Origin of the sequence: Acinetobacter sp. PW68, from assembly GCF_020982655.1 — a bacterium.
Classification (GTDB): domain Bacteria; phylum Pseudomonadota; class Gammaproteobacteria; order Pseudomonadales; family Moraxellaceae; genus Acinetobacter; species Acinetobacter towneri_A.
Map to the genome: position 1 here is coordinate 287604 of NZ_JAHZSX010000001.1, position 26951 is coordinate 314554.

Consider the following 26951-nt stretch of genomic DNA (forward strand, 5'->3'; position numbering starts at 1 on the left):
CAGCCTCCCAGCACACGGAGAAAAAAATTGAAAGACTTGCTCGATATCATGCGCAAAAAGACGGATTCTGACGGTCATGCTCCAGTAGAGTTTGACCGCATCCGTATTGGTCTTGCGTCACCAGAAATGATTAAGTCATGGTCTCACGGTGAAGTTAAAAAGCCAGAAACCATTAACTATCGTACGTTTAAGCCTGAACGTGATGGTTTATTCTGTGCCAAAATTTTTGGTCCAGTAAAAGATTACGAATGCTTGTGTGGTAAATACAAGCGTATGAAATACAAAGGCGTCATTTGTGAAAAATGTGGCGTTGAAGTAACGACTGCAAAAGTTCGTCGTGAGCGGATGGGTCACATCGAACTTGCTTCTCCAGTTGCACACATTTGGTTCTTGAAATCATTACCAAGCCGTATTGGTTTATTACTTGATATGACTTTACGTGATATCGAGCGCGTATTGTATTTCGAATCTTATGTGGTGACTGACCCAGGTATGACGCCATTTGAGAAATATCAACTTCTCAATGACGAAGAATACTTCAATGCGCTAGAAGAGCATGGTGATGAATTCACTGCGAAAATGGGTGCTGAAGCAGTTCAAGACTTGTTAAAAGATATCGATCTTGAAGCTGAAATTGCTCGTTTACGTGAAGAAATTCCGCAAACAACTTCAGAAACTAAGCTGAAAAAAGCGTCCAAGCGTTTGAAGTTGATGGAAGCGTTCAAAGAGTCGAACAACAAGCCAGAATGGATGGTGATGAATGTACTGCCTGTACTTCCACCAGACCTTCGACCGTTGGTTCCACTTGAAGGTGGTCGTTTTGCGACTTCTGACTTGAACGATCTTTACCGTCGTGTGATTAACCGTAACAACCGTTTGAAGCGTCTTCTTGACCTTGCAGCGCCAGACATTATCGTACGTAATGAAAAACGTATGTTACAAGAGTCTGTTGATGCCTTGTTAGATAACGGTCGTCGTGGTCGTGCAATCACAGGTTCAAACAAACGTCCGCTTAAATCTTTGGCAGATATGATCAAAGGTAAGCAAGGTCGTTTCCGTCAAAACTTACTTGGTAAGCGTGTTGACTATTCAGGTCGTTCGGTGATTACCGTTGGTCCAAACCTACGTCTGCACCAATGTGGTCTTCCGAAGAAAATGGCACTTGAGTTATTCAAGCCATTCATCTTTGCGAAACTACAAGCTTCAGGTCAAGCAACCACTATTAAAGCTGCGAAGAAAATGGTTGAGCGCGAAACTCCAGAAGTTTGGGACGTACTAGCCTCTGTCATTCGTCAACACCCAGTGATGTTGAACCGTGCGCCAACGCTTCACCGTTTAGGTCTGCAAGCATTTGAACCGATCCTGATTGAAGGTAAAGCCATCCGTCTACACCCACTCGTTTGTGCTGCGTTCAACGCCGACTTCGACGGTGACCAAATGGCGGTACACGTTCCATTAACGCTTGAAGCACAATTAGAAGCACGTGCGTTAATGATGTCGACCAACAATATCTTGTCTCCTGCGAACGGTGAGCCAATCATCGTACCTTCTCAGGACGTGGTCTTGGGCTTGTATTACATCACACGTGATGCGGTAAATGCCAAAGGTGAAGGCATGGTGTTTGCGGATACTCACGAAGTAAACCGTGCACTTGCAACAGGTCAGGTAGATTTGCACGCTCGCGTAAAAGCACGTGTATACCAAACTGTAATCAATGAAAATGGTGAGCGTGAGCAACAAACGATTGTTGTAGACACGACACCGGGTCGTTGCTTGCTTTGGGAAGTCGTGCCTGAAGGTTTAAGCTTTGAGCAAATTAACCTGGAGATGAACAAAAAGAACATCTCTAAGTTAATCAACTCTTGCTACCGTAAATTGGGTCTAAAAGATACAGTTATCTTTGCCGACCAATTGATGTACTTGGGCTTCCGTCAAGCGACACGTTCAGGTGTTTCTGTGGGTATGGAAGACATGGTTATTCCACCACAAAAACAAGCAATTATCGAAAAAGCAGAAACTGAAGTTCGTGAAATTGAACAACAGTTCGAGCAAGGTTTCGTAACTGCGGGTGAGCGTTATAACAAAGTGGTCGATATTTGGGCACGTACCAACGACCAAGTTGCTAAAGCGATGATGGACAACTTGTCATTTACCACTGTGAAAAACAAACAGGGTGAAGACGAGAAGCAAAAATCATTCAACTCGATCTACATGATGTCGGATTCTGGTGCGCGTGGTAGTGCGGCACAGATTCGTCAGTTGGCGGGTATGCGTGGTTTGATGGCGAAACCAGATGGTTCGATCATTGAAACGCCAATTAAAGCGAACTTCCGTGAAGGTTTGACAGTACTTCAGTACTTCATTTCAACTCACGGTGCGCGTAAAGGTTTGGCCGATACTGCATTGAAAACAGCGAACTCAGGTTACTTGACACGTCGTTTGGTTGACGTTGCACAAGACTTAGTGATTACAGAGCCAGATTGCGGTACGTATGGTGGTTTAGTGATGACACCATTCATTCAAGGTGGTGATGTCATTGAAAACCTTGGTAGCCGTGTATTAGGTCGTGTAACTGCTGAAGATGTGAAGAAAGCAGGTTCAGACGAAGTAATCCTGCCACGTAATACACTGATTGATGAAAAACTTGCGAACTTCTTGGAAGAGCAAGGCGTTGATGAAGTGAAAGTACGTTCAGTCGTGTCATGTGAATCGAGCTTCGGTGTGTGTGCGAAATGTTATGGTCGTGACCTTGCACGTGGTCACTTGGTGAACCCAGGTGAATCTGTAGGTGTTATGGCTGCGCAATCGATTGGTGAGCCAGGTACTCAGTTAACCATGCGTACATTCCACGTGGGTGGTGCAGCAAGCCGAACTTCAGCAGCGAACAGCGTACAAGTGCGTAATAAAGGTACCGTACGTTTCCATAACGTAAAAACTGTACAACACGCTAAAGGTCACTTGGTTTCTGTTTCACGTTCAGGTGAAATTGGTATTGCCGATGAGCTGGGTCGTGAGCGTGAACGTTATAAACTACCATACGGTGCATCAATCTTGCTGAAAGATGGTGAAGCGGTAGAAGCTGGCGGTATTGTCGCGACTTGGGATCCACACACGCATCCACTTGTGACCGAAGTTGCAGGTAAAATCCGTTTCAGCCAGATTGCTGATGGCGTAACTGCAACCTCGAAAACAGATGATGCAACAGGTATGACTACAGTTGAAATCTTGCCAGTGACTTCGCGTCCTGCGTCAGGTAAAGACTTACGTCCTGCAGTCGTATTAGACACTGTGGATGGTGGTGAACAATTCTACTTCTTGCCGCAAAACACGATTCTCTCTGTCCGTGATGGCGAAAGTATTGGTGTGGGTGACGTTATTGGTCGTGTACCACAAGAATCTTCACGTACTCGTGATATTACTGGTGGTTTACCACGTGTTGCTGACTTGTTTGAAGCACGTAAACCTAAAGAGCATGCGATTCTTGCAGAAGTTTCAGGTATCGTGAGCTTTGGTAAAGAAACCAAAGGGAAGAACCGTTTAGTGATTACACCGGATGATGGCTCTGAGATTTATGAAGAACTGATTCCAAAATGGCGTACCATGAACGTGTTCGAAGGCGAACATGTGAACCGTGGTGAGACTGTTTCTGACGGTCCACAGAATCCACATGACATCTTACGCTTGAAAGGCGAAGTGGCGCTGACCAACTACATCGTGAACGAAGTTCAGGACGTTTACCGTTTGCAAGGTGTAAAAATCAACGACAAGCACATTGAAGTGATCGTACGTCAAATGTTGCGTAAAGTTGAGATCACTGATGGTGGTGATACGAGCTTCATCAAAGGCGAGCAAGTGGATTACATCCGAGTGGTACAAGAAAACCAAGCTGTACTTGCACAAAGCAAGTTCCCAGCGAAGTTTGAACGTCAATTGATGGGTATTACCAAAGCATCGCTTTCAACAGACTCGTTCATTTCTGCTGCATCGTTCCAAGAAACAACTCGAGTGTTAACTGAAGCGGCTGTAACAGGTAAAGAAGATGATTTACGTGGCTTGAAAGAGAACGTGGTTGTAGGTCGTTTGATTCCTGCGGGTACGGGTCTTGCTTACCACTTAGAGCGTCGTCGTCAAGAGGCTGAAGCTGCTGAATTGGCATTGGTAAATGATTTTTCTGATGTTGATCAAGCATTAAGCCAAGCATTTAGCGATGAATTTAACGATTTGTAATTCAAACTCAAACTGAATACATGAATCTAAAAGACGCCTCTCGGGGCGTCTTTTTTATGTGTCACTTTAAATTCAGATTTTGCTTTGATAAAACTAGAATATTTCTTACAGCGGAATCAGAACAATTTAAAAATATAATGAAAAACTAGGGGATAACACATGAAATTTACAGGTATTGCATTGGGTCTGTCGGCAATGTTGATCATCTTGCCAATTCTTGCGGCACCAATACCGAATAGTATTGTGGTCAAAGATAAAGCTGTTGTGCCTGTATTGAAAACTGAAGTGACTCGTAAAGTTGCAGGTGAGCCACCTGCGCGTCATGTGGAATCGACAATTTTTGAAGTCAGTAATCAGGGGAAAGATATTGTAGCCAAAGAAGTGGTATTTGATGATGATCAAAGCCAGTTTTCAGAGAAACAGTTGAGCTTGCCAGTGATTCAAAAGGGCGGTGTGATTGTTCCTACTTCAAAAATTGAGCTGAATAAAACCCTAAAACAAGATGGACAGATTCTCTCAGAAGTTAAAAGTATTGATCCGGAAGGCATGGAATATAAGCCAGGACAAGCACCTATTCGCCGTACTTTGAAATTAGATCAGGTGAAAACACCTGAAACCAAAGAAACGATTTCTCATGCAGTTTTTACTGAAGATGGACAAACCACAAGAGATGTCGTGCTTTTGGAAGAAGATGGTGCTGAATCATCTATTCAGCCTTAAGTCTTTTACAGAAATACCTTCATCTTGCTGTGCTTGGTAACAGTTTTTTCAAAGTTGTTACCGCAATATGCACTAAGCTGAGTGCGAATAGACCGAGGGGGAGTGATCACCATGAAAAAAGTATTGAGTGTAATGGCAATTGCCACAGTATCGACCATGCTTATGGCGGGTTGTGAAAGCATGAGTTCTAATGACCAACGTATTGGTGCTGCAGCATTAGGCGGTGCCGTTGGTGGCGCAGCGGGTAACAGCGTAGGTGGTAGTGTTGGTGCAGCAGCCGGCGCAGGTGCAGGTGCGGCAGTTGGAAGTAAAACCCAAGATGGTTCTAACCGTAACGCAACCTATAGTGGAATTGGCGGTGCGATTGGTTCAATTTTAGGTAAAGAAGTGATAGGTGGTAATGCAGGCGCTGCAATCGGTGGTGCTGTTGGTGGTGGTGCTGGTGCAGCCATCGAGCAAAAGCGTTAATCTTAATACGAACAGCCACGCCATCCTACTGAAGTACTTATATTTCAGTACATCCAACGCAGAATCTTATGATTCTGCTTTTTTTATGCGCAAGCTGAAAAATTAATGCGTTTGGATAAATTGATTGACTGCTTGAGTATAAGCATTATTTTGTCCCAATGACTTGTTGATTTCAGCATGTGAAAGTCGGACAGGCAATAACTGGGTTTGAGTTCCGAATTTCTGTGCTTGTTGAATAAATTGTCGAGCTTGAGTACAGGGTTGATCTGCACGGATGGTTGAACACACCGCGAGAAATGCAGGTAAAGCTTGATGTAGCTGAGCTATCGGAGAAAGGGCTTTCCAGTTGGAAGGTTGATCACCAAAGGCTTGATCATAAAAACGTGCATGACGTGTTTGCATTATCTTTTCTATATCATAAGCCGCGCTATCTAGAGCAACTGTAGCACGCCAAGGCTGTGGATGGGGTGCCAGCCAATGGGGGCGAACGGTTAATAGACTGACCAGGTGTGCGCCCGCAGAATGTCCCATCAGCACCAAGCGTTTTGAGTCAGCATGCCAATGCGGTGCCTGATTTTGAATATAAATAAGCGCTTGGGCGATATCCTGAGTTTGCTGCTGTACGGTTACATCCGGAACTAATCTATAGTTGATAGACACAAAAATCCAGTTTTGCTTGGTCCAGTAACTCAGCTTATTTTTGACCACAGCAGCATGATTTTTATCACCTATTTTCCAAGCACCGCCATGGACCATCATCATGAGCGGGGCTGGTGTTTGATCTGTGAGTACTTTGGCAGGGAAATAGACATCCATCACTTGTTGAGGATGAGATCCAAAAGCCACATTTTTCAAAGTCTGCACTTTGGTAAATGTATTCGGCTCCAGAGCATGGAGGGATGTCGATGAATAGAAACAAAGTAGGGAAAAGATTGGCACAAGATTTTTTTTCATTTTAATAATCCTTTAATTTTAAATACTATCAATGTTTATAATTTTTATGATCCACTGATGTATCAACAGTAATACGTTAATTGATTCATACCTGCTCAAAAAGAGTAGAGAAGTTTGTCGGTGACATTGATCTTTTTGTCTTTTGATTAAAATAATATTAACAACAACGCAGAATCATTAGATTCTGCGTTTTTATGTGAGCTAAAAATTACGTTGCTACGGCTTTGGGCTTTTTACGTCGGATATATAACGTTTTATGCACTTCTGCAATTCGTACACCTGATTCGTCGACAATATTGAGCGTATATTGACGTGTCAGAGGCGCATAGTCTTCTGCGATCTGTTTGATTTCCTCGACTTCAGCGGCACTCAGGCGAATATCTGCATACACCGTACTGCGTCCTGGGGCGAGGAAATGAATTGTTGCCGCTTTATCCCAAACAATATATGTTGAACCCAAGTGATGCATCAGAATTAACATATAAAATGGATCGACCATGGAATAGAGGCTGCCGCCAAAATGTACGCCGACAATATTTTGATTTTTGCGGGTAAGTGGCATTTTGACACGGACATGGTAGTTGGCTAAATCGATTTGATCAATTTCAATACCTGCACCCCGATAGGGTGGGTACCGATTTAAAAAGTATTTAGAAACGATAGGAAGTTGCTGCAATTTTTTGATGAGATTCATGGGAAATTTTATAAAGCCTTAAGTAGATTTTTCTTATATTAGTATGAAATTTGAGCAAGCCAATGGCATATTTTATTATTCTCAATAGCAATCATGTCAACAAAAAATAACAGGATGTTTATGCAAGCACAAACGCAATGGGTTGAAACCTCAGATTGTCAACAGCTTTATGTCAAAACTTGGGGTGAAAAAACGGCACCTGCATTGATTTTGCTGCATGGCTATCCAGATAACCAAGAAGTCTGGGAACGAGTGATTGCCGTGTTGGTACAAGATTTTTATGTGGTGAGTTACGATGTACGTGGTGCGGGACAATCTTCCATTCCCAAATCCATTCGTGCCTATAGCTTGGCTCAATTGGCTGCAGATTTAATGGCTGTTGCTCATGCCGTTTTGGGGCAGCGTGCATTTCACTTGGCAGCTCATGACTGGGGTTCAATTCAGTCTTGGGAAGCTGTAACTGATCCAGATTTAAAAGGACGAATTTTATCTTACAGTAGTATTTCAGGCCCATGTTTGGATCATGCAGCGTTTTCGATGCGTAAGCAGTTTTCTGAAAATAAAATTAAATTTTTCAAACAAATGCGTAAATCTTGGTATATTGCTGCTTTCCAACTTCCTGCACTTGCGCCTACAGTTTGGCAGTTCTTTCATCCTGAACAATGGCGTCAGGTAGTGATGCGTTTAGAACGTGATCAAGATATTCCGGTCAATCCTAATATCCGTAAAGATGGGCGATATGGCGTCAATTTATATCGCGCTAATTTCATGCCACGTTTATTGAAGCCGCGGCAGCGTTACGCAATTTGCCCTGTGCAAGCCATTGTCTTGAAATATGATCAATTTGTGGGTGCTGAATTGATTGATGAAATGCCACGCTGGGTAGATGATTTTCAACGTGTGGAGTTGGCTGCCAATCATTGGGCAATTCTTAGTCAGCCACAAGCTGTTGCTACAGCTATCCGTGACTTTGCTTATAAGCATGAAAATCAGTGATTTTTGCTTGATCACACTTAGATTCATTTGTCGGAGTTGAAGGTTTGGTCAACTCCATCATCCATAATCTCTGATAAAATAGCTTCTTTTTTGAATTTCATCTCTTATGTTCGCAATTCTTGCTGCCATTTCAATCATGTTCGGATTGTCGTTGGCTCGTGTGCCTGTAGTTTTTGCCTTGGTGATTGGTGCAGTTTCAGGTGGTTTACTGGCTGGTTTAGGCTTACAAGGCACTTTAGATGCGTTTAATAATGGCTTAGGTGGTGGCGCTAAAATTGCCTTGGCTTACGGTATTTTAGGTGCATTTGCTTTGGCTTTGGCACGCTCAGGTTTACCAGACTTATTGGCGTATAAACTGATTCGCACCTTAACAGGTAGCAGTAATACTAAGGTACAAAACCGTGTTAAATATCTGATTTATTTTACCGTGGCTTTGGCAGCGGTCTTCTCACAAAATTTGATTCCAGTACATATTGCATTTATTCCTGTATTGATTCCACCTTTATTAAGTGTTTTCAATCATTTAAACCTAGACCGTCGTGCAGTGGCTTGTTTGCTGACTTTTGGTTTGGTTGCCACCTATATGTTTGTTCCTGTGGGTTTTGGTGCAATCTTTCTGAATGATATTTTGGCACACAATATCAACACCTTTGGTGCTCCGTATGGTTTTGCCATTCAAAATGAAGATATTCCTGCTGCCATGTTTATTCCTGTGTTTGGGATGTTCATTGGTCTATTGATCGCGTTGTTTGTGAGCTATCGCAAGCCACGACACTATCAAGATGTGCAGGTAGCACGTACTCAAAGCATTTCGAGTGAACTCAATGCAGATACAGCAGGGTCAAGCTTACAAGCACCACAAATTGCTAAATTTACGCTGTGGATGGCAGTGTTTGCGATTATTGCAACCTTAGCAGTGCAATTGTATTCAGATTCGATGATTCTGGCAGGTTTGGTGGGTGTTGCCATTTTAAGCTGTGCAGGAATTTTCAAATGGAAAGAAGCGGATGATGTGATTATTACCGGTATGCGGATGATGGCACTCATCGGCTTTATTATGATTGCTGCACAAGGTTTCGCGGCAGTGATTGAAGCCACCAATCAAGTACCTGCATTGGTGGAAGCTTCCGTACAGTGGATAGGTGATAGCAAAGGCTTAGCAGCATTTTTAATGTTGCTGATTGGTTTGTTAATCACCTTGGGGATTGGCTCGTCTTTCTCTACCGTGCCTATTTTAGCAATTATTTATGTGCCTTTATGTTTGCAGTTCGGTTTTAGTCCCGCAGCGACCATTGCAATTATTGGCACAGCAGCAGCCTTAGGAGATGCGGGTTCTCCAGCATCGGATTCAACCTTAGGGCCAACTTCGGGCTTAAATATGGATGGGCAGCACGACCACATGAAGGACAGTGTGGTACCAACTTTTATTCACTTTAATATCCCATTGATCATTTTTGGTTGGATTGCAGCGATGATGCTGTAAATCATCACCAAAATGTGTAAGCGCACGTGTTCAGAATAGGCTGGGCACGTTGCAGCACAGTGTTAAAACAACAAAAAAATATACTTCAAGTTCATCCTCACATCTGCCGATTGCATCTCAATACACGATTTTAAATCTCTAAACAAAATAGTCTGTTTTCATTGTCATCAGCTTCATATATTAGAATGAAGGTGATTTTAATTCTCTTTATTTAATTTTAATAATTTTTATTGATTTTATAAGATTTAAAAATAGAAATTCTAAGTGAATTAATCAATTTAAAATAAATTTGTTTAATTTTTAAATAAATATAAGATGTATTCTAAATAAATCTTTTAATTTATTTTTTAAATAAAATTGAGTAATATAGTCGGGAAATAATAATATAAACTTTATTAATTAACTCGGGTTTTAAAACCAAGTAATTTGGTCTATTTAAAATAAATTTATATAATAATTAATGATTTATAAAATAATTAAAATATTAGGTTTAATACGTGTTGCATATTAATAGTTGTCGCGTTTAATATTAATTAAGCATTAAGATTTTTATTCTAAAGGGTGGTTTTGAAATGTTAAAGCAAGTTGCTCTAATTGCATTAATGGGGATGTCTGCTTCTGCTATGGCAGGTCAATGGCAAGTTAAAGTTGGTGGTTCTGTAATTTCTCCAACACAAGATACAGATATTCTAAATGGCGGAGTGAATGTAGAAGCTGATCATGAATATGCATTTACACCCTCTGTAGAATATTTCTTTAATGACAATATCTCTGCAGAATTATTGTTGGCTACGCCAATCAGCCACGATGTGCTAGTGAATGGTGATTCTGCTCTTAAAATCAAACAATTACCACCAACGTTAACAGCGAAATATAATTTTAAAAATTCAACTCGTTTTACACCATACATTGGTGTAGGTGGTACTGCATTTGTTGCATGGGATGAAAAATCTGATTTAGGTAAAGTTAAGGTAAAAGAAGACTTTGGTTTTGCAGGTCAAATCGGTTTTAACTTCCAGCCAGCGGATGCAAAAAACTGGGGCGTATTCTTTGATGCACGTTATGCACAACTAAGTCCAAAAGTTGAAATCGAAGGTTTAGATCCATTTGATCTAGACATCGACCCAATGGTGTACACCATCGGTTATAGCTACAAATTCTAATCATAAAACGTAGCTCTTTATAATAATAAAAATCAGCGCAACCCCATCTTTAGGGTGGGGTTTTTTTATTGCAAAAAATAACAAATGTAGCGAATGAAAAAATTGAGAGCATATGCCATGTTCATTTACAGTCTGAAAGATAAAGTAAAGAACAATAAATAAGGAATTCATTCATGTCGATCAAATATGGTTGGTTAGTGTGTCTTGGTTTAATGCTAAGTGTTGCGGGGCATGCGGCAAGTTTTTCTTGTGAGAAAGCCAAAACACAAACGGAACATGCCATTTGTGAACATCGTGCGGTCAATGATGCCGATGTGAAAATGGCCACCACCTATCGTATCGTCAGCCGTTTGGTCGCCATGGGGATGCGTTCACAAATTCGTGATGAACAATTGCGCTGGTTAGAATTGCGTGATCGTTGTGGCGCTTCAGTCGATTGTTTAACCCAAATGTATAATTTGCGTCAGCAGAAATTAGATTATCATTTAAATCAGGTTTATCAACGCGCACCTTTTTAAATTTTTCTAGATTTAGGCTTGAAAAATCAGCACATCACTCCAATTCATTAACACATCCAACAATAACCATGTTTATGAATTTTAAGGAGTGATGAATGAGCGAGCAAAGCCAAAAACACAGTTTCCAAGCCGAAGTGGCGCAGTTATTACATTTGGTGACCCATTCTCTTTATTCCAACCCTGAAATCTTCTTGCGTGAACTGATTTCTAACGCATCAGATGCCTGCGACAAATTACGTTTTGAGGGTATCAACCATCCTGAATATTATGAAAATGATCCTGATTTACGTGTACGTATTCGTCTAGATAAAGAAAATAAAACTTTAACTATTTCAGATAACGGCATTGGTCTAAGCCAACAGGAAGCGATTGATCATTTAGGTACGATTGCCAAATCGGGCACCAAAGACTTTATGTCTAAATTAACCGGCGATCAAAAAGCTGATGCACAATTGATTGGTCAATTTGGTGTTGGTTTTTATTCAGGTTTTATCGTGGCCGATAAAATTACTGTGGAATCACGCCGTGCGGGATTGGCTGCAGATGAAGCCGTGCGTTGGAGCAGTGCGGGTACGGGCGAGTTTGATGTCGAGCAAATTCACAAAGCAGAACGAGGTACCGATATTATTTTGCATTTGCGTGAAGATGCACTGGATTATTTAGAAAGCTACAAAGTTAAGCAGATTATCAATAAATACTCTGATCATATCAGTTTGCCAATTCAAATGCAGAAAGAAGTATGGCAGCAAGAAGAAGCCGCTGAAGGTGAAACACCGAAAGCAGGTCAGTATGTGGAAACTGATGAATGGGAAACGATTAATTCGGCCAGTGCGTTGTGGACGCGCAATAAAAACGAAATTAGCGAAGAACAGTACATCGAGTTTTATAAAAACCTCAGTCACGATTTTGACGCACCATTGGCATGGGCGCATAACCGCGTTGAAGGCAGCACTGAATACACCCAGTTGTTGTATGTACCAAGTAAAGCACCGCATAACATTTTTACCCGTGAAGCGAAAGCGGGAATTAAATTGTATGTGAAACGCGTATTTATTATGGATGAGGCAGACAACCTGATTCCTAATTATCTGCGCTTTGTGCAAGGTGTGGTGGATAGCGCCGATTTGCCGTTGAACGTGAGCCGTGAGTTATTGCAAGAAAGCCGTGATGTGAAAACCATCCGCGAAGGCAATACACGTCGTGTGTTGACCATGTTGGACAATTTGGCCAAGTCTGAAGATGAAAAAGACCAAGAAAAATTTAAGCAATTCTATCAAGAATTTGGTTCAGTCTTAAAAGAAGGCTTAGGCGAAGACTTTGGTAACCGTGAGCGTATCCTGAAATTATTACGCTATGCCACTTCAAGCAATGATGACATCAGTACCTCATTGGCGGACTATAAAGCGCGAATGAAAGAAGGTCAGAAAGCGATTTACTACGTTACTGCAGATAACCTGAACGCAGCAAAGCATTCTCCACAGTTGGAGCTATTTAAGAAAAAAGGCATTGAAGTGTTGTTGATGGCAGAACGCGTAGACGAGTGGGCTATGAACTTTGTGCATGAGTTTGATGGCACGCCAATGCAAAACGTGTCTAAAGGTGCAGTTGATTTAGGCGATCTACAAGATGCCGAAGAGAAAAAAGCTTTAGATGCGGCTGCAGAACAATTTAAACCTGTGATCGAGCAATTGTCAGCATCTTTAAGTGGTAAAACCAAAGAAGTACGTGTAACGACACGTTTGGTTGATTCCCCTGCTTGTTTGGTAACAGGTGAAGGTGAACTATCACCACAATTGATTCGTATGTTGAAGGACGCAGGGCAAGCTGTACCTGATATGAAGCCAATTTTGGAAATTAATCCAGAGCATCCATTGGTGAAAAAATTACAGGACTCAAATCAATTTGATGATTTAGCGCATGTGATTTTTGATCAGGCTGTAATTGCTGAAGGTGGTTTGCCTGAAGACCCTGCGGAATATGTGAAACGTATTAATAGCTTGCTGTTAAAGTAAGTCTGTTTTCACATGAACGTGATTGATGATGCGTTGTCCAAATAATGCATCGTCATTTTGCAAAATCATCTTGCAAAAAACCAAGTCCTGCTCGCAAGACTTGGTTTTTTAATTTGGATTGATTGTAGATACTACGGTTTTAGAAAATCGCTTCTAAACGCACTAAAGCACCGAGATAGTGACTCCGATCCGCGCGATCATCATTTAAATAATTGACATCGCCCTGAATAAAGAACCATTCACGTAAAAATGGTTGACGCCAAGAGACAAATGGCCCCCATCGATTTAAACGTAAGTCATCATCGTGATAATAACCGCCTGTATAAATGCCGTAGTTAAAACGGTTACCTGCAAAGAATTGATGTTGTCTAAAGGTGTAGTTGTCCCAAACCAAATCATCCTCTTGTTCATCGGCATAGGTCAAGCTAAATTGATTGGACAAGAACGCTTGATTGGGACGGGCGTGTGTTAGCTCCAAGTTGGTTCTGAGATAATTTTCACTGTCGATGCCATAACGGTAAATTTGTTCGGCATGAAAAGAGAAATCATTTTCTAAAGCCCAGTCTTTACTGGCTTTTAAACGCAAATATATATCATCGCCAGAACGCACCCCTAAATCGACATCTGTTTCAAAAGGCAGACGATCGGCAAAGTTAGACCAGCGTAATGCCAAAGAACTGTTGTCTTCACGGCTACGTTTACTGTCTAAGGTTTTGTCTGCAGCATTGCCTGGGTTTTCGTTAGTAATAGCGATGTTATTTTGCAATTCGTTATCCAGTGAGTCATCACCAAAAACGACACTGAGTTTATTTTCAAGCGTAGGCAGTTTGATTTTTCCGCGAATACGAGGTTTGACTTCATATTCATTATGCTTGTCCCAACTGCTATCGACCAAAACCCGTAAAGTAGCTGAGGCAGGCTGTTCAGGGCTTGGTTCACCAAACCAGTTGTCTAACTTAAGTGCCGTTTTATCGGCCCAATTACGAATATTTTTTTGTCGTTGATCGAACCAGGTTAAATGTTCTGTTTCTGCGGTGGGAGGTACAATGGGTTCATTGGATTGTTCGGGTAACACCGTCGGTGTGGAATCAATCCAACGTGGAATGGTGTAATAAAAACTGTTTTTATCTGATGCACTTGGCGGAGCGACAGGCAATTCATAAGGTGGCAGTGGAGTATAAGCTTGATCCACTTCTTGAGATGATTCTTGTGCAAAAGCGGTGCCTGCGACCCCACTTAAGAGACAGCTTAATATAAAAGGCGATGTGTGCTTTATTCTTGACATTATTTACTGATCTTTAAGCCATTTTTGCTAGTGTTGAAAATCTATAAGATAAAAGCAAGACTTGGCTACAAAATCATAATATAAACGGCAGTTTTTAGGCAGAAATCTCTTTTTCTTTATACATTTGAAGTGCTTGCCACAATTGTATAGCATCAATTGGTTGTTGTAATTGAGAAATGACTTTTTGAATCATTTGCCAACTCATACCTTGTTGCCGATCTAATAAAATATGTGGTACAGCTTGTTCTGTACGGGACAGTTGTAAACGCTTTTGACCATGAATCACACGAATTTTTTGTCGTTCTTTCAGTAAAATCAAAGGAGTATGACTCTGCGCTTCATTTTCTTCGAACTGAATAAATTTGGTGGTTTGAATATGTTGTTTTGGAATAAAAGAAAAATATTGCTCTTGCTGCCACACGATTTGAGCAACACTATAGCATTGAAAAAGCTGATTAAAATCAAATAAATTTTCTTGTAATTTTTCCCAAGAAATTTCACGTATTGCTGCAATCTTATGTTCAAACTGTTGGCAAAGGTTTTGAGTCAAACGAATCGCTTGTATTTGATCTAATGTGCCAAGCAACACCAGATATTTAATAAAGTGTCCTTGCGTATTGGTTTGTTCTGCTATATATACCGCACGCGCCAACAGCTGTTGCTGGTCTTCTTCAGGATCAGACAAATGCACCAACACATCGGCATATTGGGTGACTTCTGGTGCTTCAGGCAAAAAGACTCGGTATAACTGCACTGACTCGTTTTGGCTAAGATTGAGCGCAGAAATTGGGCAGCTATATTGGTTTAACAATAGATTATAAGCTAGGGTGGTGCTTGTTTTTGGTGTGATGGCTGGTAGTGGTTGGGCCGTATCTATTGTTGACACGTCTGGCTGAGTTGTGTTCAGCGTTGGATTGGAAATGATCGTTTGATTTGTGATCGGTTCAATAGTGAGTTCATATTCAGTCACGTCTAAAACTTGAGTATCAGACGAGGTCGCTTCTTCTGTAGTGATGTGCTGTGTAATAAGTTCAAATTGAATTGGTGGAGATACAGCTTTATTTTCTTCCGGTTCTGCAGTGGTAAAAATTTGCTGAGTTTTCGCAGCTTCGATCGTTGCCGTTTGTGCTGCTTCTAGAACAGCAGCTTGCTTCAGTTCAGCATCGGTTTGAAGGCAGTGGTATTGTTGCTGCTGTTGCATCATCCAGCGATAGACCTGCTCTAAATCTTGGAATTCGCTGAGTAGAGCAGTGCGTTCAGTAGCAGGAATTAACCAAATTTGCTCTGTACACGACAAATTTCACAGAACCCTTATCCTATCAGGATTCTGCTTTCTTAAAATTGCCAAAATTTCCTTAAACTCTTCTTTTTTCCCAAAACCAATTAAACGCTGAATCGCCATTTGAACATAGTCTAAACCATAGCGAAATAAACTCATTGAGAGTCGTCCATGCTTCTTTATTTTTATCGCTTTTTTTTGATCATGTTGCCATTCACCCGTTAAGTAACACCAACAGAAGCTTATAGCTAACACCGCAATCAATTTTTTCACTCGTCTAGGGTCTGTCAAGCGCGTATTTTCAAGATTAAACCCGCGTCCTTTGAGACAACTGAATAAGGTTTCAATTTCCCAGCGTAATGCATAATCCTGAATAGCATTGGCATTAAACTGAGGAGAAACGACGAGTAAAAGCTCTCCATTTTCTAACTGTAGTGCACTTATATATAGTTTCACCCGACCAACCAAAATCCGTCGTTTACGACATTCAATTTGACCAACTTTAAGATGGCGAAATAAATCACTAATTTTATGATTCTTTCCTAAATGATTGGTGACAATGAAGTTTTTTTAACACGAATGCAGAAGTTGATGTCTTGTTCAATTAACCATGTAAACCACTGCTCACCGATAAACTCTCTGTCTGCGAACACATTCACAATACGGTCTTTACCAAAAATGGCTATAAAGCGTTGAATCAAAGCAATACGCTCTTTCGTATCTGAATTTCCACGTTTATTAAGCAATGTCCAAAGGATAGGTATCGCTATTCCACGATAAACGATTGCGAGCATCAGGATATTAATATTTCGTTTTCCCCATTTCCAATTGGTTCTATCTAAAGTCAGTTGCACTTGGTCGAATGAAAACATATTGAAAATCAACTGAGAAATTTGACGATAATCAAAATACTGACCTGCAAAGAAGCGCTGCATACGTCGATAAAATGATTGTGGTAAGCACTTGATGGGCAAGGCTTTAGATGCAGAAGAAAGATTACATGTTTGCTTTAAAATAATCACAAGCATGATGAGCGCAAAGCACTTTAAATGTGACTTGTTCCATTTTAGAGATTTGTTTAAGATAAGATATAACTCATTGAGATGTGTCATAGTATTCGTCGTTAGAAAACAATTATTGTGACATTATTTCAATGAGTTATCTATTTTTGTCGTGTACAGAGCCAAATTTGCCAACCTGCTCTAGGTTGATACAAAATCGCCCAACCTGTTTCAGGCTGTTGATAAAGTGCTGCTTCAAGTGTTTCTGGTTCTGTAAATACGCCACGAAAAGATTGGGCATATAAACTTTGTTCTGCAAAAGTTGCAGCAGTTTGAATTGGATTTTGTAAGGCTTTAAATGTGAGCAACTGTTTTTGAAAAATCGGTTCATCGCACAGCATAAAAATTTCTTTAATGCGCGCTTGGGCTTTAGCAGTTTCGTAAAGACTGAGTCTTTTAAGCTTTAAGGCATCAGTTAAGTCGTGTAATTCTTTAATCAACAGTGATTTTTCTAGTGTATTCATTCATGCATACTTAAATATGTTGTTGTGCTTTTTCTAAATAATCGGCCAAGACAATATTCAGCGCCAATTCAATCAATTTATATTCTGCCGATTGTGGTTGAGGATAGCGTTTGGCTAATTCGATTAAATGGTTGACCTCAATCGCTTGAGGTGGAATTTTTCTTTGTATAAGTGCTTGAAGTTGTTGCATAGGCATCTGCTATAGCAATGAAAACAAATCACTTTAATTATAAGGATTTAATAAAAAAATACATGCTCAAAATTGTCAGCTTTTGTGCTTTTTTAGACATTATTGACAATAAATGCGCTTTTTATATGAAAAATAATCAAAAAAATTTAAATCACAGTGCCCAAAAGTACTGACAGTGGGCGAGGACGCAGCTTTTAGAAGCAGTAGGGGGATTTAAAGTAAACTTAGCACTAGAAAAACAAACAGCAGACCGATTTAGACTGCTGTTTGGGGAGAGAAATGGGAGAGGTGAATATAGTCAAAATAAGTGGATACAACGAGAAACTTAGGCGGCTTTTTGCGAAGTTGGCTCATTCACAACAGCTTCAGATGCAGCCGATTCTGTATTCACTTTTTGCGTTGGAAAATCAGGTACATGTACAATTTGAGCAGATACATTTGCAGCAATTGCTAGAAGTGAAACCATCAAAACAGATTTAAACATATTCATGGGAATGTCCATCCAAAGTATTTATGTCTAGACACAAGACTAGACATTGTAGAGAGAGATCGAACGAAATTAAAAATTCACATGAATCATAACAAAGTTTAAAATTTACAAAATGATTATTTCGGCAATTATCCTTAAAATAACAATATAAAACAATAGATTAGAGCTTTAGCTCTAGTTTTTTTAAAAGGCTTATATGGTTGAGATGCCTGCAATATTTAAATTTTGACAAGATTTAATGCGAAAGATTAATGACATTTTTCGACAGTGTGAAATCGTGTAATGTTTTAGCTGCGATTGGTTAAACAACCTAAAAGTGCGGTTTTTTTAATCTATGATGGAATTTCAATAACGATAAAGGACAGTGAGAAAATCATGGCAATTGCAAAAGTAGTTGAAGTTAATTCAAGTAGTTCAAAAAGTTTTGAAGACGCGATTCAAACTGGAATCGCGAAAGTGACAGAAACGGTTAAAAATGTCCAAGGCGCGTGGATTAACGAACAAAAAGTAGTGATTAGAGACAATCAAATCACGGAGTATCGGGTCAATTTAAAAATTAGCTTCTTGGTTGAATAAACGTAAGCGTCCGCTGAATCCCATACCTATTTTTTAATTTTGGTCGGATTTCCAGCGGTGTGGCAGTAATTCTTCTATTTGGGTCACTTTATGTGTCGGCAACCTTTTCAGAACATCACTTAAATAGGCATACGGATCCAGCCCATTCAGCTTTGCTGACTGGATTAATGTCATGATATTGGCTGCTCGCTGACCGCTGCGCAGCGAACCTGCAAATAGCCAATTCTTACGTCCCAACGCCCAAGGTCGCATCTGGTTTTCCACCCAATTATTATCTATAGGTAGATTGCCATCATCCAGATAGCGGCTTAAAGCTGGCCAACGCTTCAGAGTGTAATTGATGGCCTTGGCGGTTGGAGAACTCGATGGCACAGTCAGTTGATGTTGGTTAAGCCATTCATACAGTTGTTGCATCACCGGTTGACTATGCTGTTGTCGGTATTCGCGGCGGTCTTCCGCTGTACCATCGGTCTTTTTCCTGAGTTCTGCTTCTATCGCATACAGTTTCTGAATCAGCACTAAGGCCTGTTCAGCGACCTGACTTTTCCCGGTCACATGCAGTTCATGGAATTTACGACGTGCATGGGCCATGCAGCCCACCTCTATGACCTGGCCTGATTTAAAGCGTGCTTTATAACCACTGTAATCATCACAGACCAGATGGCCCTGCCAGCCTTTCAAGAACTCTGCAGCATGCTGGCCTGAACGACTATCCTGAAAGTCATAGATCACCGCCTGAACTGGATTGTACTGTGTAGTGGCATAGGCCCAGACATAACCTTTCTTCGGTTTTTTATCATTCTCACCCATCCGCATGATGGTGACCGGTGTTTCATCTGCATGCAGCACCTGCTGTTGTAGTACCACCTCTTTTAAGGCATTGGCCAGAGGTTCCAGTTCTACACCGCAGCGACCTATCCAGTCAGATAAAGTTGATCTAGAAAGTTCGATTCCCGCCCGCTGATAGATCAGACGTTGACGGTACAGCGGCAAATGATCGGCATATTTCGATACCAAAACATGGCTGAGCAGTTCAGGTGAAGCAATGCCTTTATCAATCACATAGGCGGGCATCGCTTGCTGAGTCAGGGTGTCACACTGATCACAGACCCATTTACCACGCACATGCTGTTCCTTATAGAACTGTGCCGGTCTGAAATGCAGTTTTTCACTGACATCTTCGCCGATACGACGAAGTTGGCAGCCACAAGCACATTGGGTTGATGCAGGTTCATGCTCAATACGGATGGTGTGTAGATGATCTGGCAGTGGTCGACGTTTAGGTTTATTGGTTTTGGCTTTGTGTGTCACTGCATCGGTTTTATCTGCATTCAGCCGTTCCAGTTCTAGATCAACCGCGGCAATATCTTCTTCAACCGCTTCATCCCACAGGTGGATTTGTTTTGCAGTGAGATGTTCGTTTTTACTGCCGAATTTGTGCTTTTTAAACAGCGCAAGTTCATGCTCGTATTTTTGATTGAGAATGGAAAGATGTTGAACTTGAGCATCTAATTGCTGATTGGATACTTCAAGATGCTGAACTTTGGTATCTAATTGTTGGTTTGATTTTTCTAATTCTTGATTTGATTGTGCCAGAGACTGATGCTGCATTGCCAACTGTCTGGTAAATTCCAGCAGTTGTTCATGGGTCAGTTGGCTTAAATCAGGCAGCGTATTCATGACCGCAGTATGCCTGAGGTCATGAGAAGAATGAAATACAACATTTGGAGAATAGCAGAATGGACCAAGCTAGTTTAGAGCATTGTGACCACTTGCTGTCGTCCAATGCGCTGCCAAGGCAAACCCTGGATCAGTGCCTGTAACTGTTCCGGGCTGAGGGCTACGCTTTCACCCTGGTGAACTTTAGCCCAGTGAAATTTGCCCTGTTCCAACCGCCGGGCACACAGCCAGATGCCCAGTCCATCATGTACCAGCACTTTCATGCGATGGCCACGTTTATTACAGAACAGGTAGGCGCAATGCGGTTTAATGTAGCCAAAGGCTTTCATAATCTGCGCCATGACCGTATCCATCCCTGCTCGCATATCCAGAGGTTGGGTAGAAAGCCAGATTTCATCAATGCGGATCATGTTGCAAGTGCCTTGAGTAATTCTGCTAAAGCAGATATTTCTGATACTTGCCATTTCAAGCCAATTTCTGCTTTTGAGTGGGGTAAAGTAATTTGAACCGTTAACATGTCAGTAGGAGTAGGATCTAATGGTGCAGAGCAAGATAAGGCAATAAATGCAGGTTTATTCGGTAGTGGTGAGCGATCATTCCCTGGCTTAGCATCAATTAAGCGAATCCATTTGGATACAAGATTTGTATTCAATCCATGTTGCAAAGCGACTGAAGCAATTGAAACGTCCGGTGCTTTACAAGCCTGAACGATCTGCTGTTTAAATTCAGCACTGTATGTTCTTCGTTTTTTCGCAAGAGATGCGATGGATGTCTGGTGATTTGTAGTCATAAATTTTAGTCCCCACTTGTTTTTAAGTGGGGACTAAATTAAGGCTTATAGGATGAATTCATAAGGTGTGTTCAGCGGACGCTTACGAATAAACTCTGTGCACTTGAAAGTCCAAAAAAAATCCCGTTTCGGGATTTTTTTTGGCGTCTATTCTAGTTGTAAGAACGCTATTCAACTTACCTATATTTTAAGCTTATGCTTTGGGTTCAGGCAGATCGCATTGTTCTGCATCGCAGTTTGCTGCATCTTCAAAATCTAGCTCACTTTGCTGTTTCAAGGGCTTTTTGCAGTACTTGCACAAAGACTTCACGTGGCTGCGCACCAGCTAAAGCAATACGCTGATCAAACACAAAGAACGGTACGCCAGTAACGTTTAATTGTTCACGTGCGACTTCTTGGTCAAATTTTACAAAGTCGGCATATTCGTCAGAATCTAGAACATCATCCACTTCTACAGGATTCAGCCCGATTCGTGATGCAACATCTTCGAGTGTTTCACGTTCGCCAATTGCTAAACCTTGAGTCATATAGCTATAGAAAAAAGCTTCTTTGGCTTCGTTGCCCAAGCCTTTGCTTTGTGCCAAATGCACCAAGCGATGCGCATTAAAGGTGTTGCCTGAGTTGGCATTTTCCCATTGAAAGTCAATACCTTCAGCTTTTGCCATTTCGGCAATATTACGCTGCATTTCTTCTACTTCGGCAAGGCTGCGCCCATATTTTTGTGCTAAACGCTCTGAATTAGATACTTCCTGACGCGGTGGTGCATCTGGGTCAAGTTCAAAGCTGTGCCAATGCACTTCTAATTCCACACCTGCCTCTTCAGCAGCAGCTTCCAAACGTTTTTTGCCGATATAGCAAAACGGACAAACAATATCTGACCAAATATCAACGCGCATGAATAATCTCAAATTCTGTTTTTTACTAAGATGGGGATGTTACATAAAATTTAAAGCATACAGCGATGCTAAACTTATTTTTGAGCATCTGGTCAAATACAAGGTGGTATATTCCAATAGTTTAGTAATAAAATAAGTATGAAATCTATACAAATGTGATGGGCTTCACGGTAAGATAAAACAAATATTAAAAATAAGAGGGCACTCATGCGACGGATAGTGCTAATCATTGGGTGTGTAACGGGTATTATTTTTGGGTGGATGTTTTATCAATATAACAGTCAGCAAAAACAAGTTGCGCAATTGCACGCCTATCAAAATGTGATTCATGAAAAAGCTGAACAGATTTTTGTACAGGCACAGGATTGGTCTAAACCGATTCAGATTAATGTGCACGACTCACGCTTAGCGGGTGATTATCAGGTCATGGCAAGTTTTGTGTTGAGTCACATGGTACAAAGTGCCGAAGCGCGTAATAGTTATTTGCGTGAATTAAAAGCCTTGAATTGGGATCAGTTTTTAAATCCTCAACGACTTGCTGCAGACAAAAAACAAGACTATGCCGATACCGAAGCCATGTTAGTGCAAGTGCGTGCCATGGTAGATTTGTATCAGGAGCATTTAGAACAGCATGAAGCGATGGCTCTAGAGCAAATTGAGAATCTTGAAATCAATCATAATTTGCGCCGTCATTTAGCAGAATCTTTATTGGAAAGCCGCCATAATGACCAAGGTTACACATTATTTGAATTAGAAAAGAAAAATTTGGGTAAAGCGTATGTGTTGTTTGCAATTTTAAAAAACAACAAATGGGAGCTCAAAAACAATACCTTTATGTTTTATGAAGATGCAGCCTTGAAAGAATTTAATACCGTATATCAAGAGATGGTGCAACTCAATACGCAAATGCAAGAGATCAGTCAGCAGCATCAGCGGGCCCTTGAAAGCAAGTTATAAGGTCTAGCAAATCCATACATCAAATTGTCAAAAGAATGTCATCTGTTGTTCAAATCTCTTGCCTAAACTGTAGCTGTTGATTTAATGGCTCAGCTAGGCAGGTCCGATATGAACAACATTCAAGTCTTTGATGATATTCAACAACTGTATTTGCAATTTCTGGAAAATAAGAACTACCCGAAACTCGAAAATTTAAATAATTGGGGCAAGAACCGTTACTTCTTTAATCAGCACTTTCGTTTGGTTGAAGATTGGCATCAGACTGAACAAATTGTGATTGAATTTAATCAGCAATATTACTGCTTGGATACAGGCAGCGCCCCAGACTTTATGGACAAAGAACGCTATATGACATGGTTGATGGGAGAGTTGTTAGTTTAAGTTATACAGGTAAATCACAACTGATCAGTCATTTACATATCAAGATAAAAATGCAAAAGAATAAAATTTAAAAATCAGAACAGTTCAAAACAACAAAATAAAAAATCCCCGCATGATGCGAGGATTTTTTTCTTACGAAGACTTTTTACACACGCTCAATAATTGTCGCGATACCTTGACCAAGACCGATACACATGGTTGCTAGACCGATTTGCGTGTCTTGTTGTTCCATCACGTTCAGCAATGTGGTGGTGATACGCGCACCAGAACAACCCAATGGGTGACCAAGTGCAATTGCACCACCGTTCAAGTTCACACGATCTTGCTGATCATAAATGCCTAAGCCTTTAAGAACAGACAAACCTTGTGCAGCAAACGCTTCGTTCAATTCAAAGGTTTGAATGTCTGCAATTGACAAGCCAGCACGTTTAAGCGCTTTTTGAGTTGCAGGTACTGGGCCATAACCCATGATTGCTGCATCGCAGCCTGCAACTGCCATAGAGCGAATCACCGCACGTGGTTTTAAACCTAATGCTTGTGCACGTTCAGCAGACATAAGCAGCATCGCAGATGCACCATCAGACAATGCTGAAGATGTTGCCGCAGTGACCGTACCGCCTTTCGGGTCAAATACAGGACGTAAAGCTTGGAACGCCTCAAGGTTGGCATCTGGACGGATCACTTCGTCGATGTCGCATAGCTGTTTAAAGCCGTTTGCGTCATGACCTTCAATGCCAATGATTTCGTTTTTAAAACGACCTTCTTGTGTTGCAGCCCATGCACGACGGTGTGATTCCACACCAAAAGCATCTTGCTCTTCACGCGAAATACCGTTCATGCGACCCAACATTTCAGCAGTTAAGCCCATCATGTTTGATGCTTTGGCATAGTGCTTCGATGCAGCAGGGTTGATGTCGATACCGTGCATCATGCCCACATGGCCCATGTGCTCTACACCACCAATGATGAAAATATCACCCTGATTGGTTGCAATTTGTGCTGCAGCCGTGTGGATTGCTTGCATTGAAGAACCACACAGACGGTTTACGGTTTGACCCGCTACTGTTTTTGGAAGATCAGCCAGTAATGCAATATTACGACCAATGTTCATGCCTTGTTCTAGGGTTTGGTTCACACAGCCCCAGATTACATCTTCAACTTCGTTGACATCAAACTGGTTACGAGCAACTAAAGCACGAACCAATTCAGCCGATAGACTGTCAGCACGTACATTGCGGAACATACCGTTTTTGGTTTTACCCATTGCAGAACGTACGCCATCAACGATGACAACGTCACGTGGATTTAAAGTAGCCATTCACGTTGCTCCTTAACCGTAGAATTTTTTGTTGTTAGCAGCCATGTCACGCAACATTTGTGGCGCTTCATAAGCCTTACCTAAGTGTGCGTATTTGTCGCAAAGTGCAACGTATTCAGCAACACCTGTTTGGTCGATGTAACGGCATGGACCACCACGGAATGGAGGGAATCCGACACCCATAATCATCGCCATATCTGCTTCAGATGGTGTTGCCACAATGTTGTCTTCTAAGCAACGAACAGTTTCGTTACAGAACGCCAACATCATACGGTCAATGATTTCTTGTGCATCAAATTCGCGTTTTTCAGATGTTGCCACAGATGCTACAAGCTCGTATGCAGTTGGATCAACCACTTTGGCTTTTTTGCCTTTGCGATCCAATTCATATTTGTAGAAACCTACGTCATTTTTTTGACCAAGACGTTTGTTTTCGTACATGACTTGGATTGAGCCTTTAAAGTCTGGCTTCATGCGGTCAGGGAAACCTTCTGCCATAACTTCTGCACCATGAACGCCCGTGTCGATACCGACAACGTCAATTAAGTATGCAGGACCCATTGGCCAGCCGAATTTTTCCATGACTTTGTCGACTTGCTGGAAGTCTGCACCATCTTTCAGTAACAAGTCGAATGCACCAAAGTAAGGGAACAATACGCGGTTCACCAAGAAGCCTGGGCAGTCATTCACTACGATTGGTGTTTTACCCATTTTCTGAGCAAGAACCACAGTGGTCGCAATTGCTTCAGGTGAAGTTTTTTCACCACGAATCACTTCTACCAATGGCATCATGTGCACTGGGTTAAAGAAGTGCATGCCGACAAAGTTTTCTGGACGTTGTAGGTTTTCAGCCAAACGTGTGATTGAAATGGTTGAAGTATTTGAAGCAATGATCGTGTTGTCACGAACATTTTTCTCAGTTTCAGCCAACACAATGCCTTTGACTTTTGGATTTTCAGTCACGGCTTCAATCACGATATCTACTTCTTTAAACTCGTCATAGCTTAAAGTTGGGCGGATACGTGCCAAAGTTTCACCCATTTTGGCAGGTGTCATTTTTTTACGTTCAACTTGCTTGGTCAGCAATTTGTTTGCTTCAGACATCCCCAATGCTAATTGTGGATTGCCGATGTCTTTCATGATAATTGGTGTGCCTTTGCTTGCCGCTTGGTAAGCAATACCACCGCCCATGATACCCGCGCCGAGTACAGCCGCTTGGTTCACAGGATGTGCACCTTTTTCATATTTTTTCGAGGTCTTTTTCACCACTTGGTCGTTGATAAACAAACCAATCAACGCACCTGCTTGAGGCGTTACAGCAGCTTTAGCAAAGCCTTCAGCTTCAGCTTTGAGCGCGTCATTACGTGGCAAGCTTGCACCTGCTTGTAAAGAATCCAGCATGAGTTTTGGTGCTGGGTACTGTGCAGGATTCGCTTTGGCTAATACCGCACCTTTCGCCGTGTTGAACGCCATCATTTGTTCAAGTGGGTTCAATTTTACAGGGTCTAATTTTTCTTGGCGTTTTGCTTTCCAGTCCAAACGACCTGCAATGGCTTGCTTAACCAAGTCCAACGCAGCCGCTTGTAATTGATCTGCAGCAACCACAGCATCTACAGCGCCGTCTTTGAGTGCAGCATCAGGGCGTTTAGGGTTGGCCATTGCCATCCATTCAACCGCATTGTCGATACCAATAACGCGGCTTAAACGAACCGTGCCACCAAAGCCTGGGAAAATACCGAGTTTGATTTCTGGTAAGCCCACCTGTGCTTGGTCTGACATCACACGGTAATCACATACCAAACACATTTCAAAGCCGCCGCCCAATGCCATACCATTGATTGCAGCAACTTTAGGAATGTCTAAATCTTCAAAAGCATTGAAGATGTCGTGAACAGGCAACGCCCAATCCACAATGGCTTGTTCGCCTTGAGCGAAGTTTGCGCCAAATTCGGTGATGTCTGCACCCACGATAAAGGTTGATTTCGCAGAAGTGACGATTAAACCTTTCACTTCATTGTTTGCTTTAACAGCCTCAATCGCAGCTTTAAAGTCTTCAATCGTTGCACGGTTAAATTTGTTGACCGACTCACCTTGTAAGTCAAAGCGGAATTCTGCAATTCCGTCCGAAAGCATTTGGACGGTAATGGCATTGCCAGCGTGGATCATGCCTGATCTCCTTTATTTTGGAGGACTTCTAAGTTGATGTTATGAAGCGTGTGCGATAGTTCTGCACACATATATGCCTCGCTAATCTTACGATAACTATATCTAAAAAAAATATAGCAAGTTGTATCAAGCCGTGACGCAAGGGTCATGATTTTTCTCACAGCGTGGAATTGCTTTTTGACC

24 protein-coding genes and 1 pseudogene are annotated in these 26951 nt (G+C 41.5%); 11 read left to right on the forward strand and 14 right to left on the reverse strand.

Annotated features, from left to right (window positions below):
* The first annotated feature begins 27 nt into the window (after window positions 1-27).
* The 3 genes from rpoC (at window position 28) to K1T76_RS01295 (ending at window position 5415) form a co-directional block, all read left to right on the forward strand.
* On the forward strand, window positions 28-4227 hold the full coding sequence (rpoC, locus tag K1T76_RS01285; RefSeq protein WP_230243910.1) for a DNA-directed RNA polymerase subunit beta': 4200 nt from the start codon (window positions 28-30) through the stop codon (window positions 4225-4227).
* Window positions 4228-4386: 159 nt separating this feature from the next.
* Window positions 4387-4947 carry a hypothetical protein gene (locus tag K1T76_RS01290; protein WP_019836119.1) on the forward strand — a complete coding sequence of 187 codons (561 nt, stop codon included), beginning with the start codon at window positions 4387-4389 and terminating at the stop codon, window positions 4945-4947.
* A 111-nt stretch (window positions 4948-5058) separates the two neighbouring features.
* Window positions 5059-5415 (forward strand): hypothetical protein, encoded by a 357-nt coding sequence (locus K1T76_RS01295; protein WP_019836118.1) that lies wholly within the window; start codon window positions 5059-5061, stop codon window positions 5413-5415.
* Between the two features lie 102 nt (window positions 5416-5517).
* Here K1T76_RS01295 and K1T76_RS01300 read toward each other — a convergent pair whose 3' ends face one another.
* Window positions 5518-6369 (reverse strand): alpha/beta hydrolase, encoded by an 852-nt coding sequence (locus tag K1T76_RS01300; protein WP_026437986.1) that lies wholly within the window; start codon window positions 6367-6369, stop codon window positions 5518-5520.
* A 208-nt stretch (window positions 6370-6577) separates the two neighbouring features.
* Complete coding sequence (locus K1T76_RS01305) at window positions 6578-7063, reverse strand: DUF4442 domain-containing protein (protein ID WP_019836116.1); 486 nt, start codon at window positions 7061-7063, stop codon at window positions 6578-6580.
* Between the two features lie 120 nt (window positions 7064-7183).
* On the opposite strand from K1T76_RS01305, the gene K1T76_RS01310 reads away from it, so the two are divergent.
* The 5 genes from K1T76_RS01310 to htpG all read left to right on the forward strand — a co-directional run bounded on the left by K1T76_RS01310 (window position 7184) and on the right by htpG (window position 13235).
* Window positions 7184-8059 (forward strand): alpha/beta fold hydrolase, encoded by an 876-nt coding sequence (locus K1T76_RS01310; RefSeq protein WP_019836115.1) that lies wholly within the window; start codon window positions 7184-7186, stop codon window positions 8057-8059.
* 106 nt (window positions 8060-8165) lie between these two features.
* Window positions 8166-9542, forward strand: coding sequence for a Na+/H+ antiporter family protein (locus K1T76_RS01315; RefSeq protein WP_230243912.1), 1377 nt, complete (start codon window positions 8166-8168; stop codon window positions 9540-9542).
* 572 nt (window positions 9543-10114) lie between these two features.
* Window positions 10115-10705 carry an OmpW/AlkL family protein gene (locus tag K1T76_RS01320; RefSeq protein ID WP_230243914.1) on the forward strand — a complete coding sequence of 197 codons (591 nt, stop codon included), beginning with the start codon at window positions 10115-10117 and terminating at the stop codon, window positions 10703-10705.
* Between the two features lie 173 nt (window positions 10706-10878).
* Complete coding sequence (locus K1T76_RS01325; RefSeq protein ID WP_019836112.1) at window positions 10879-11223, forward strand: lysozyme inhibitor LprI family protein; 345 nt, start codon at window positions 10879-10881, stop codon at window positions 11221-11223.
* Between the two features lie 95 nt (window positions 11224-11318).
* A complete protein-coding gene (gene htpG / locus K1T76_RS01330; protein ID WP_230243916.1) occupies window positions 11319-13235 on the forward strand; it encodes a molecular chaperone HtpG in 1917 nt (638 codons plus the stop codon).
* Window positions 13236-13374: 139 nt separating this feature from the next.
* On the opposite strand, the gene K1T76_RS01335 is transcribed toward htpG, so the two are convergent.
* The 6 genes from K1T76_RS01335 to K1T76_RS01360 form a co-directional block, all read right to left on the reverse strand.
* Complete coding sequence (locus K1T76_RS01335; protein ID WP_230243918.1) at window positions 13375-14520, reverse strand: hypothetical protein; 1146 nt, start codon at window positions 14518-14520, stop codon at window positions 13375-13377.
* 94 nt (window positions 14521-14614) lie between these two features.
* Window positions 14615-15817 (reverse strand): hypothetical protein, encoded by a 1203-nt coding sequence (locus K1T76_RS01340; RefSeq protein WP_230243919.1) that lies wholly within the window; start codon window positions 15815-15817, stop codon window positions 14615-14617.
* 3 nt (window positions 15818-15820) lie between these two features.
* Window positions 15821-16911, reverse strand: a protein-coding gene (locus tag K1T76_RS01345) for an IS4-like element ISAba1 family transposase (protein ID WP_114318428.1) whose coding sequence is annotated in 2 segments (ribosomal slippage) — window positions 15821-16371 and window positions 16371-16911 — 1092 coding nt in all. Because the reading frame shifts where the segments join, the coding sequence is not laid out codon by codon here.
* Between the two features lie 50 nt (window positions 16912-16961).
* Entirely contained in the window at window positions 16962-17324 is a 363-nt protein-coding gene (locus tag K1T76_RS01350; protein WP_230243920.1) for a hypothetical protein, read from the reverse strand.
* A 10-nt stretch (window positions 17325-17334) separates the two neighbouring features.
* Window positions 17335-17514: a hypothetical protein gene (locus tag K1T76_RS01355; RefSeq protein ID WP_019836108.1), complete on the reverse strand. Its 180-nt coding sequence runs from the start codon at window positions 17512-17514 to the stop codon at window positions 17335-17337.
* A 325-nt stretch (window positions 17515-17839) separates the two neighbouring features.
* Window positions 17840-18004 (reverse strand): hypothetical protein, encoded by a 165-nt coding sequence (locus K1T76_RS01360; RefSeq protein ID WP_019836107.1) that lies wholly within the window; start codon window positions 18002-18004, stop codon window positions 17840-17842.
* 375 nt (window positions 18005-18379) lie between these two features.
* On the opposite strand from K1T76_RS01360, the gene K1T76_RS01365 reads away from it, so the two are divergent.
* The gene (locus tag K1T76_RS01365) at window positions 18380-18580 is read left to right on the forward strand and encodes a dodecin family protein (RefSeq protein WP_026437985.1); all 201 of its coding nucleotides are present in this window, start codon (window positions 18380-18382) and stop codon (window positions 18578-18580) included.
* Between the two features lie 33 nt (window positions 18581-18613).
* Here the strand turns inward: K1T76_RS01365 and tnpC are convergent, their stop codons facing one another.
* The 4 genes and pseudogenes from tnpC to K1T76_RS01385 form a co-directional block, all read right to left on the reverse strand.
* Window positions 18614-20260, reverse strand: coding sequence for an IS66 family transposase (gene tnpC, locus K1T76_RS01370; RefSeq protein WP_230243708.1), 1647 nt, complete (start codon window positions 20258-20260; stop codon window positions 18614-18616).
* 74 nt (window positions 20261-20334) lie between these two features.
* Window positions 20335-20670 (reverse strand): IS66 family insertion sequence element accessory protein TnpB, encoded by a 336-nt coding sequence (gene tnpB / locus K1T76_RS01375; protein ID WP_171489061.1) that lies wholly within the window; start codon window positions 20668-20670, stop codon window positions 20335-20337.
* Complete coding sequence (gene tnpA, locus K1T76_RS01380; RefSeq protein ID WP_004691518.1) at window positions 20667-21050, reverse strand: IS66-like element accessory protein TnpA; 384 nt, start codon at window positions 21048-21050, stop codon at window positions 20667-20669. Before tnpA ends, tnpB begins: the two co-directional genes overlap by 4 nt.
* A 193-nt stretch (window positions 21051-21243) precedes the next feature.
* A pseudogene (locus K1T76_RS01385) lies at window positions 21244-21946 on the reverse strand (DsbA family oxidoreductase).
* 207 nt (window positions 21947-22153) lie between these two features.
* On the opposite strand from K1T76_RS01385, the gene K1T76_RS01390 reads away from it, so the two are divergent.
* Together K1T76_RS01390 and K1T76_RS01395 are read left to right on the forward strand one after the other, a co-directional pair.
* Complete coding sequence (locus K1T76_RS01390) at window positions 22154-22903, forward strand: hypothetical protein (RefSeq protein ID WP_026437984.1); 750 nt, start codon at window positions 22154-22156, stop codon at window positions 22901-22903.
* A 108-nt stretch (window positions 22904-23011) separates the two neighbouring features.
* A complete protein-coding gene (locus K1T76_RS01395) occupies window positions 23012-23284 on the forward strand; it encodes a hypothetical protein (protein ID WP_070155466.1) in 273 nt (90 codons plus the stop codon).
* 145 nt (window positions 23285-23429) lie between these two features.
* On the opposite strand, the gene fadA is transcribed toward K1T76_RS01395, so the two are convergent.
* On the reverse strand, window positions 23430-24602 hold the full coding sequence (fadA, locus tag K1T76_RS01400; protein WP_004975824.1) for an acetyl-CoA C-acyltransferase FadA: 1173 nt from the start codon (window positions 24600-24602) through the stop codon (window positions 23430-23432).
* A 12-nt stretch (window positions 24603-24614) separates the two neighbouring features.
* Window positions 24615-26768 carry a fatty acid oxidation complex subunit alpha FadB gene (gene fadB, locus K1T76_RS01405; RefSeq protein WP_019836102.1) on the reverse strand — a complete coding sequence of 718 codons (2154 nt, stop codon included), beginning with the start codon at window positions 26766-26768 and terminating at the stop codon, window positions 24615-24617.
* Window positions 26769-26951: the final 183 nt, after the last annotated feature.

What these genes read in the sequence shown, in the direction of transcription:
- K1T76_RS01300 (WP_026437986.1), bottom strand. Translation starts at nt 6,369, where the DNA reads ATGAAAAAAAATCTTGTGCCAATCTTTTCCCTACTTTGTTTCTATTCA.
- K1T76_RS01395 (WP_070155466.1), top strand. Translation starts at nt 23,012, where the DNA reads ATGAACAACATTCAAGTCTTTGATGATATTCAACAACTGTATTTGCAA.
- K1T76_RS01305 (WP_019836116.1), bottom strand. Translation starts at nt 7,063, where the DNA reads ATGAATCTCATCAAAAAATTGCAGCAACTTCCTATCGTTTCTAAATAC.
- K1T76_RS01365 (WP_026437985.1), top strand. Translation starts at nt 18,380, where the DNA reads ATGGCAATTGCAAAAGTAGTTGAAGTTAATTCAAGTAGTTCAAAAAGT.
- K1T76_RS01310 (WP_019836115.1), top strand. Translation starts at nt 7,184, where the DNA reads ATGCAAGCACAAACGCAATGGGTTGAAACCTCAGATTGTCAACAGCTT.
- K1T76_RS01335 (WP_230243918.1), bottom strand. Translation starts at nt 14,520, where the DNA reads ATGTCAAGAATAAAGCACACATCGCCTTTTATATTAAGCTGTCTCTTA.
- tnpC (WP_230243708.1), bottom strand. Translation starts at nt 20,260, where the DNA reads ATGAATACGCTGCCTGATTTAAGCCAACTGACCCATGAACAACTGCTG.
- K1T76_RS01325 (WP_019836112.1), top strand. Translation starts at nt 10,879, where the DNA reads ATGTCGATCAAATATGGTTGGTTAGTGTGTCTTGGTTTAATGCTAAGT.
- tnpA (WP_004691518.1), bottom strand. Translation starts at nt 21,050, where the DNA reads ATGACTACAAATCACCAGACATCCATCGCATCTCTTGCGAAAAAACGA.
- fadA (WP_004975824.1), bottom strand. Translation starts at nt 24,602, where the DNA reads ATGGCTACTTTAAATCCACGTGACGTTGTCATCGTTGATGGCGTACGT.
- K1T76_RS01390 (WP_026437984.1), top strand. Translation starts at nt 22,154, where the DNA reads ATGCGACGGATAGTGCTAATCATTGGGTGTGTAACGGGTATTATTTTT.
- K1T76_RS01350 (WP_230243920.1), bottom strand. Translation starts at nt 17,324, where the DNA reads ATGAATACACTAGAAAAATCACTGTTGATTAAAGAATTACACGACTTA.
- K1T76_RS01360 (WP_019836107.1), bottom strand. Translation starts at nt 18,004, where the DNA reads ATGAATATGTTTAAATCTGTTTTGATGGTTTCACTTCTAGCAATTGCT.
- fadB (WP_019836102.1), bottom strand. Translation starts at nt 26,768, where the DNA reads ATGATCCACGCTGGCAATGCCATTACCGTCCAAATGCTTTCGGACGGA.
- K1T76_RS01355 (WP_019836108.1), bottom strand. Translation starts at nt 17,514, where the DNA reads ATGCAACAACTTCAAGCACTTATACAAAGAAAAATTCCACCTCAAGCG.
- tnpB (WP_171489061.1), bottom strand. Translation starts at nt 20,670, where the DNA reads ATGATCCGCATTGATGAAATCTGGCTTTCTACCCAACCTCTGGATATG.
- K1T76_RS01320 (WP_230243914.1), top strand. Translation starts at nt 10,115, where the DNA reads ATGTTAAAGCAAGTTGCTCTAATTGCATTAATGGGGATGTCTGCTTCT.
- K1T76_RS01290 (WP_019836119.1), top strand. Translation starts at nt 4,387, where the DNA reads ATGAAATTTACAGGTATTGCATTGGGTCTGTCGGCAATGTTGATCATC.
- K1T76_RS01315 (WP_230243912.1), top strand. Translation starts at nt 8,166, where the DNA reads ATGTTCGCAATTCTTGCTGCCATTTCAATCATGTTCGGATTGTCGTTG.
- K1T76_RS01295 (WP_019836118.1), top strand. Translation starts at nt 5,059, where the DNA reads ATGAAAAAAGTATTGAGTGTAATGGCAATTGCCACAGTATCGACCATG.
- htpG (WP_230243916.1), top strand. Translation starts at nt 11,319, where the DNA reads ATGAGCGAGCAAAGCCAAAAACACAGTTTCCAAGCCGAAGTGGCGCAG.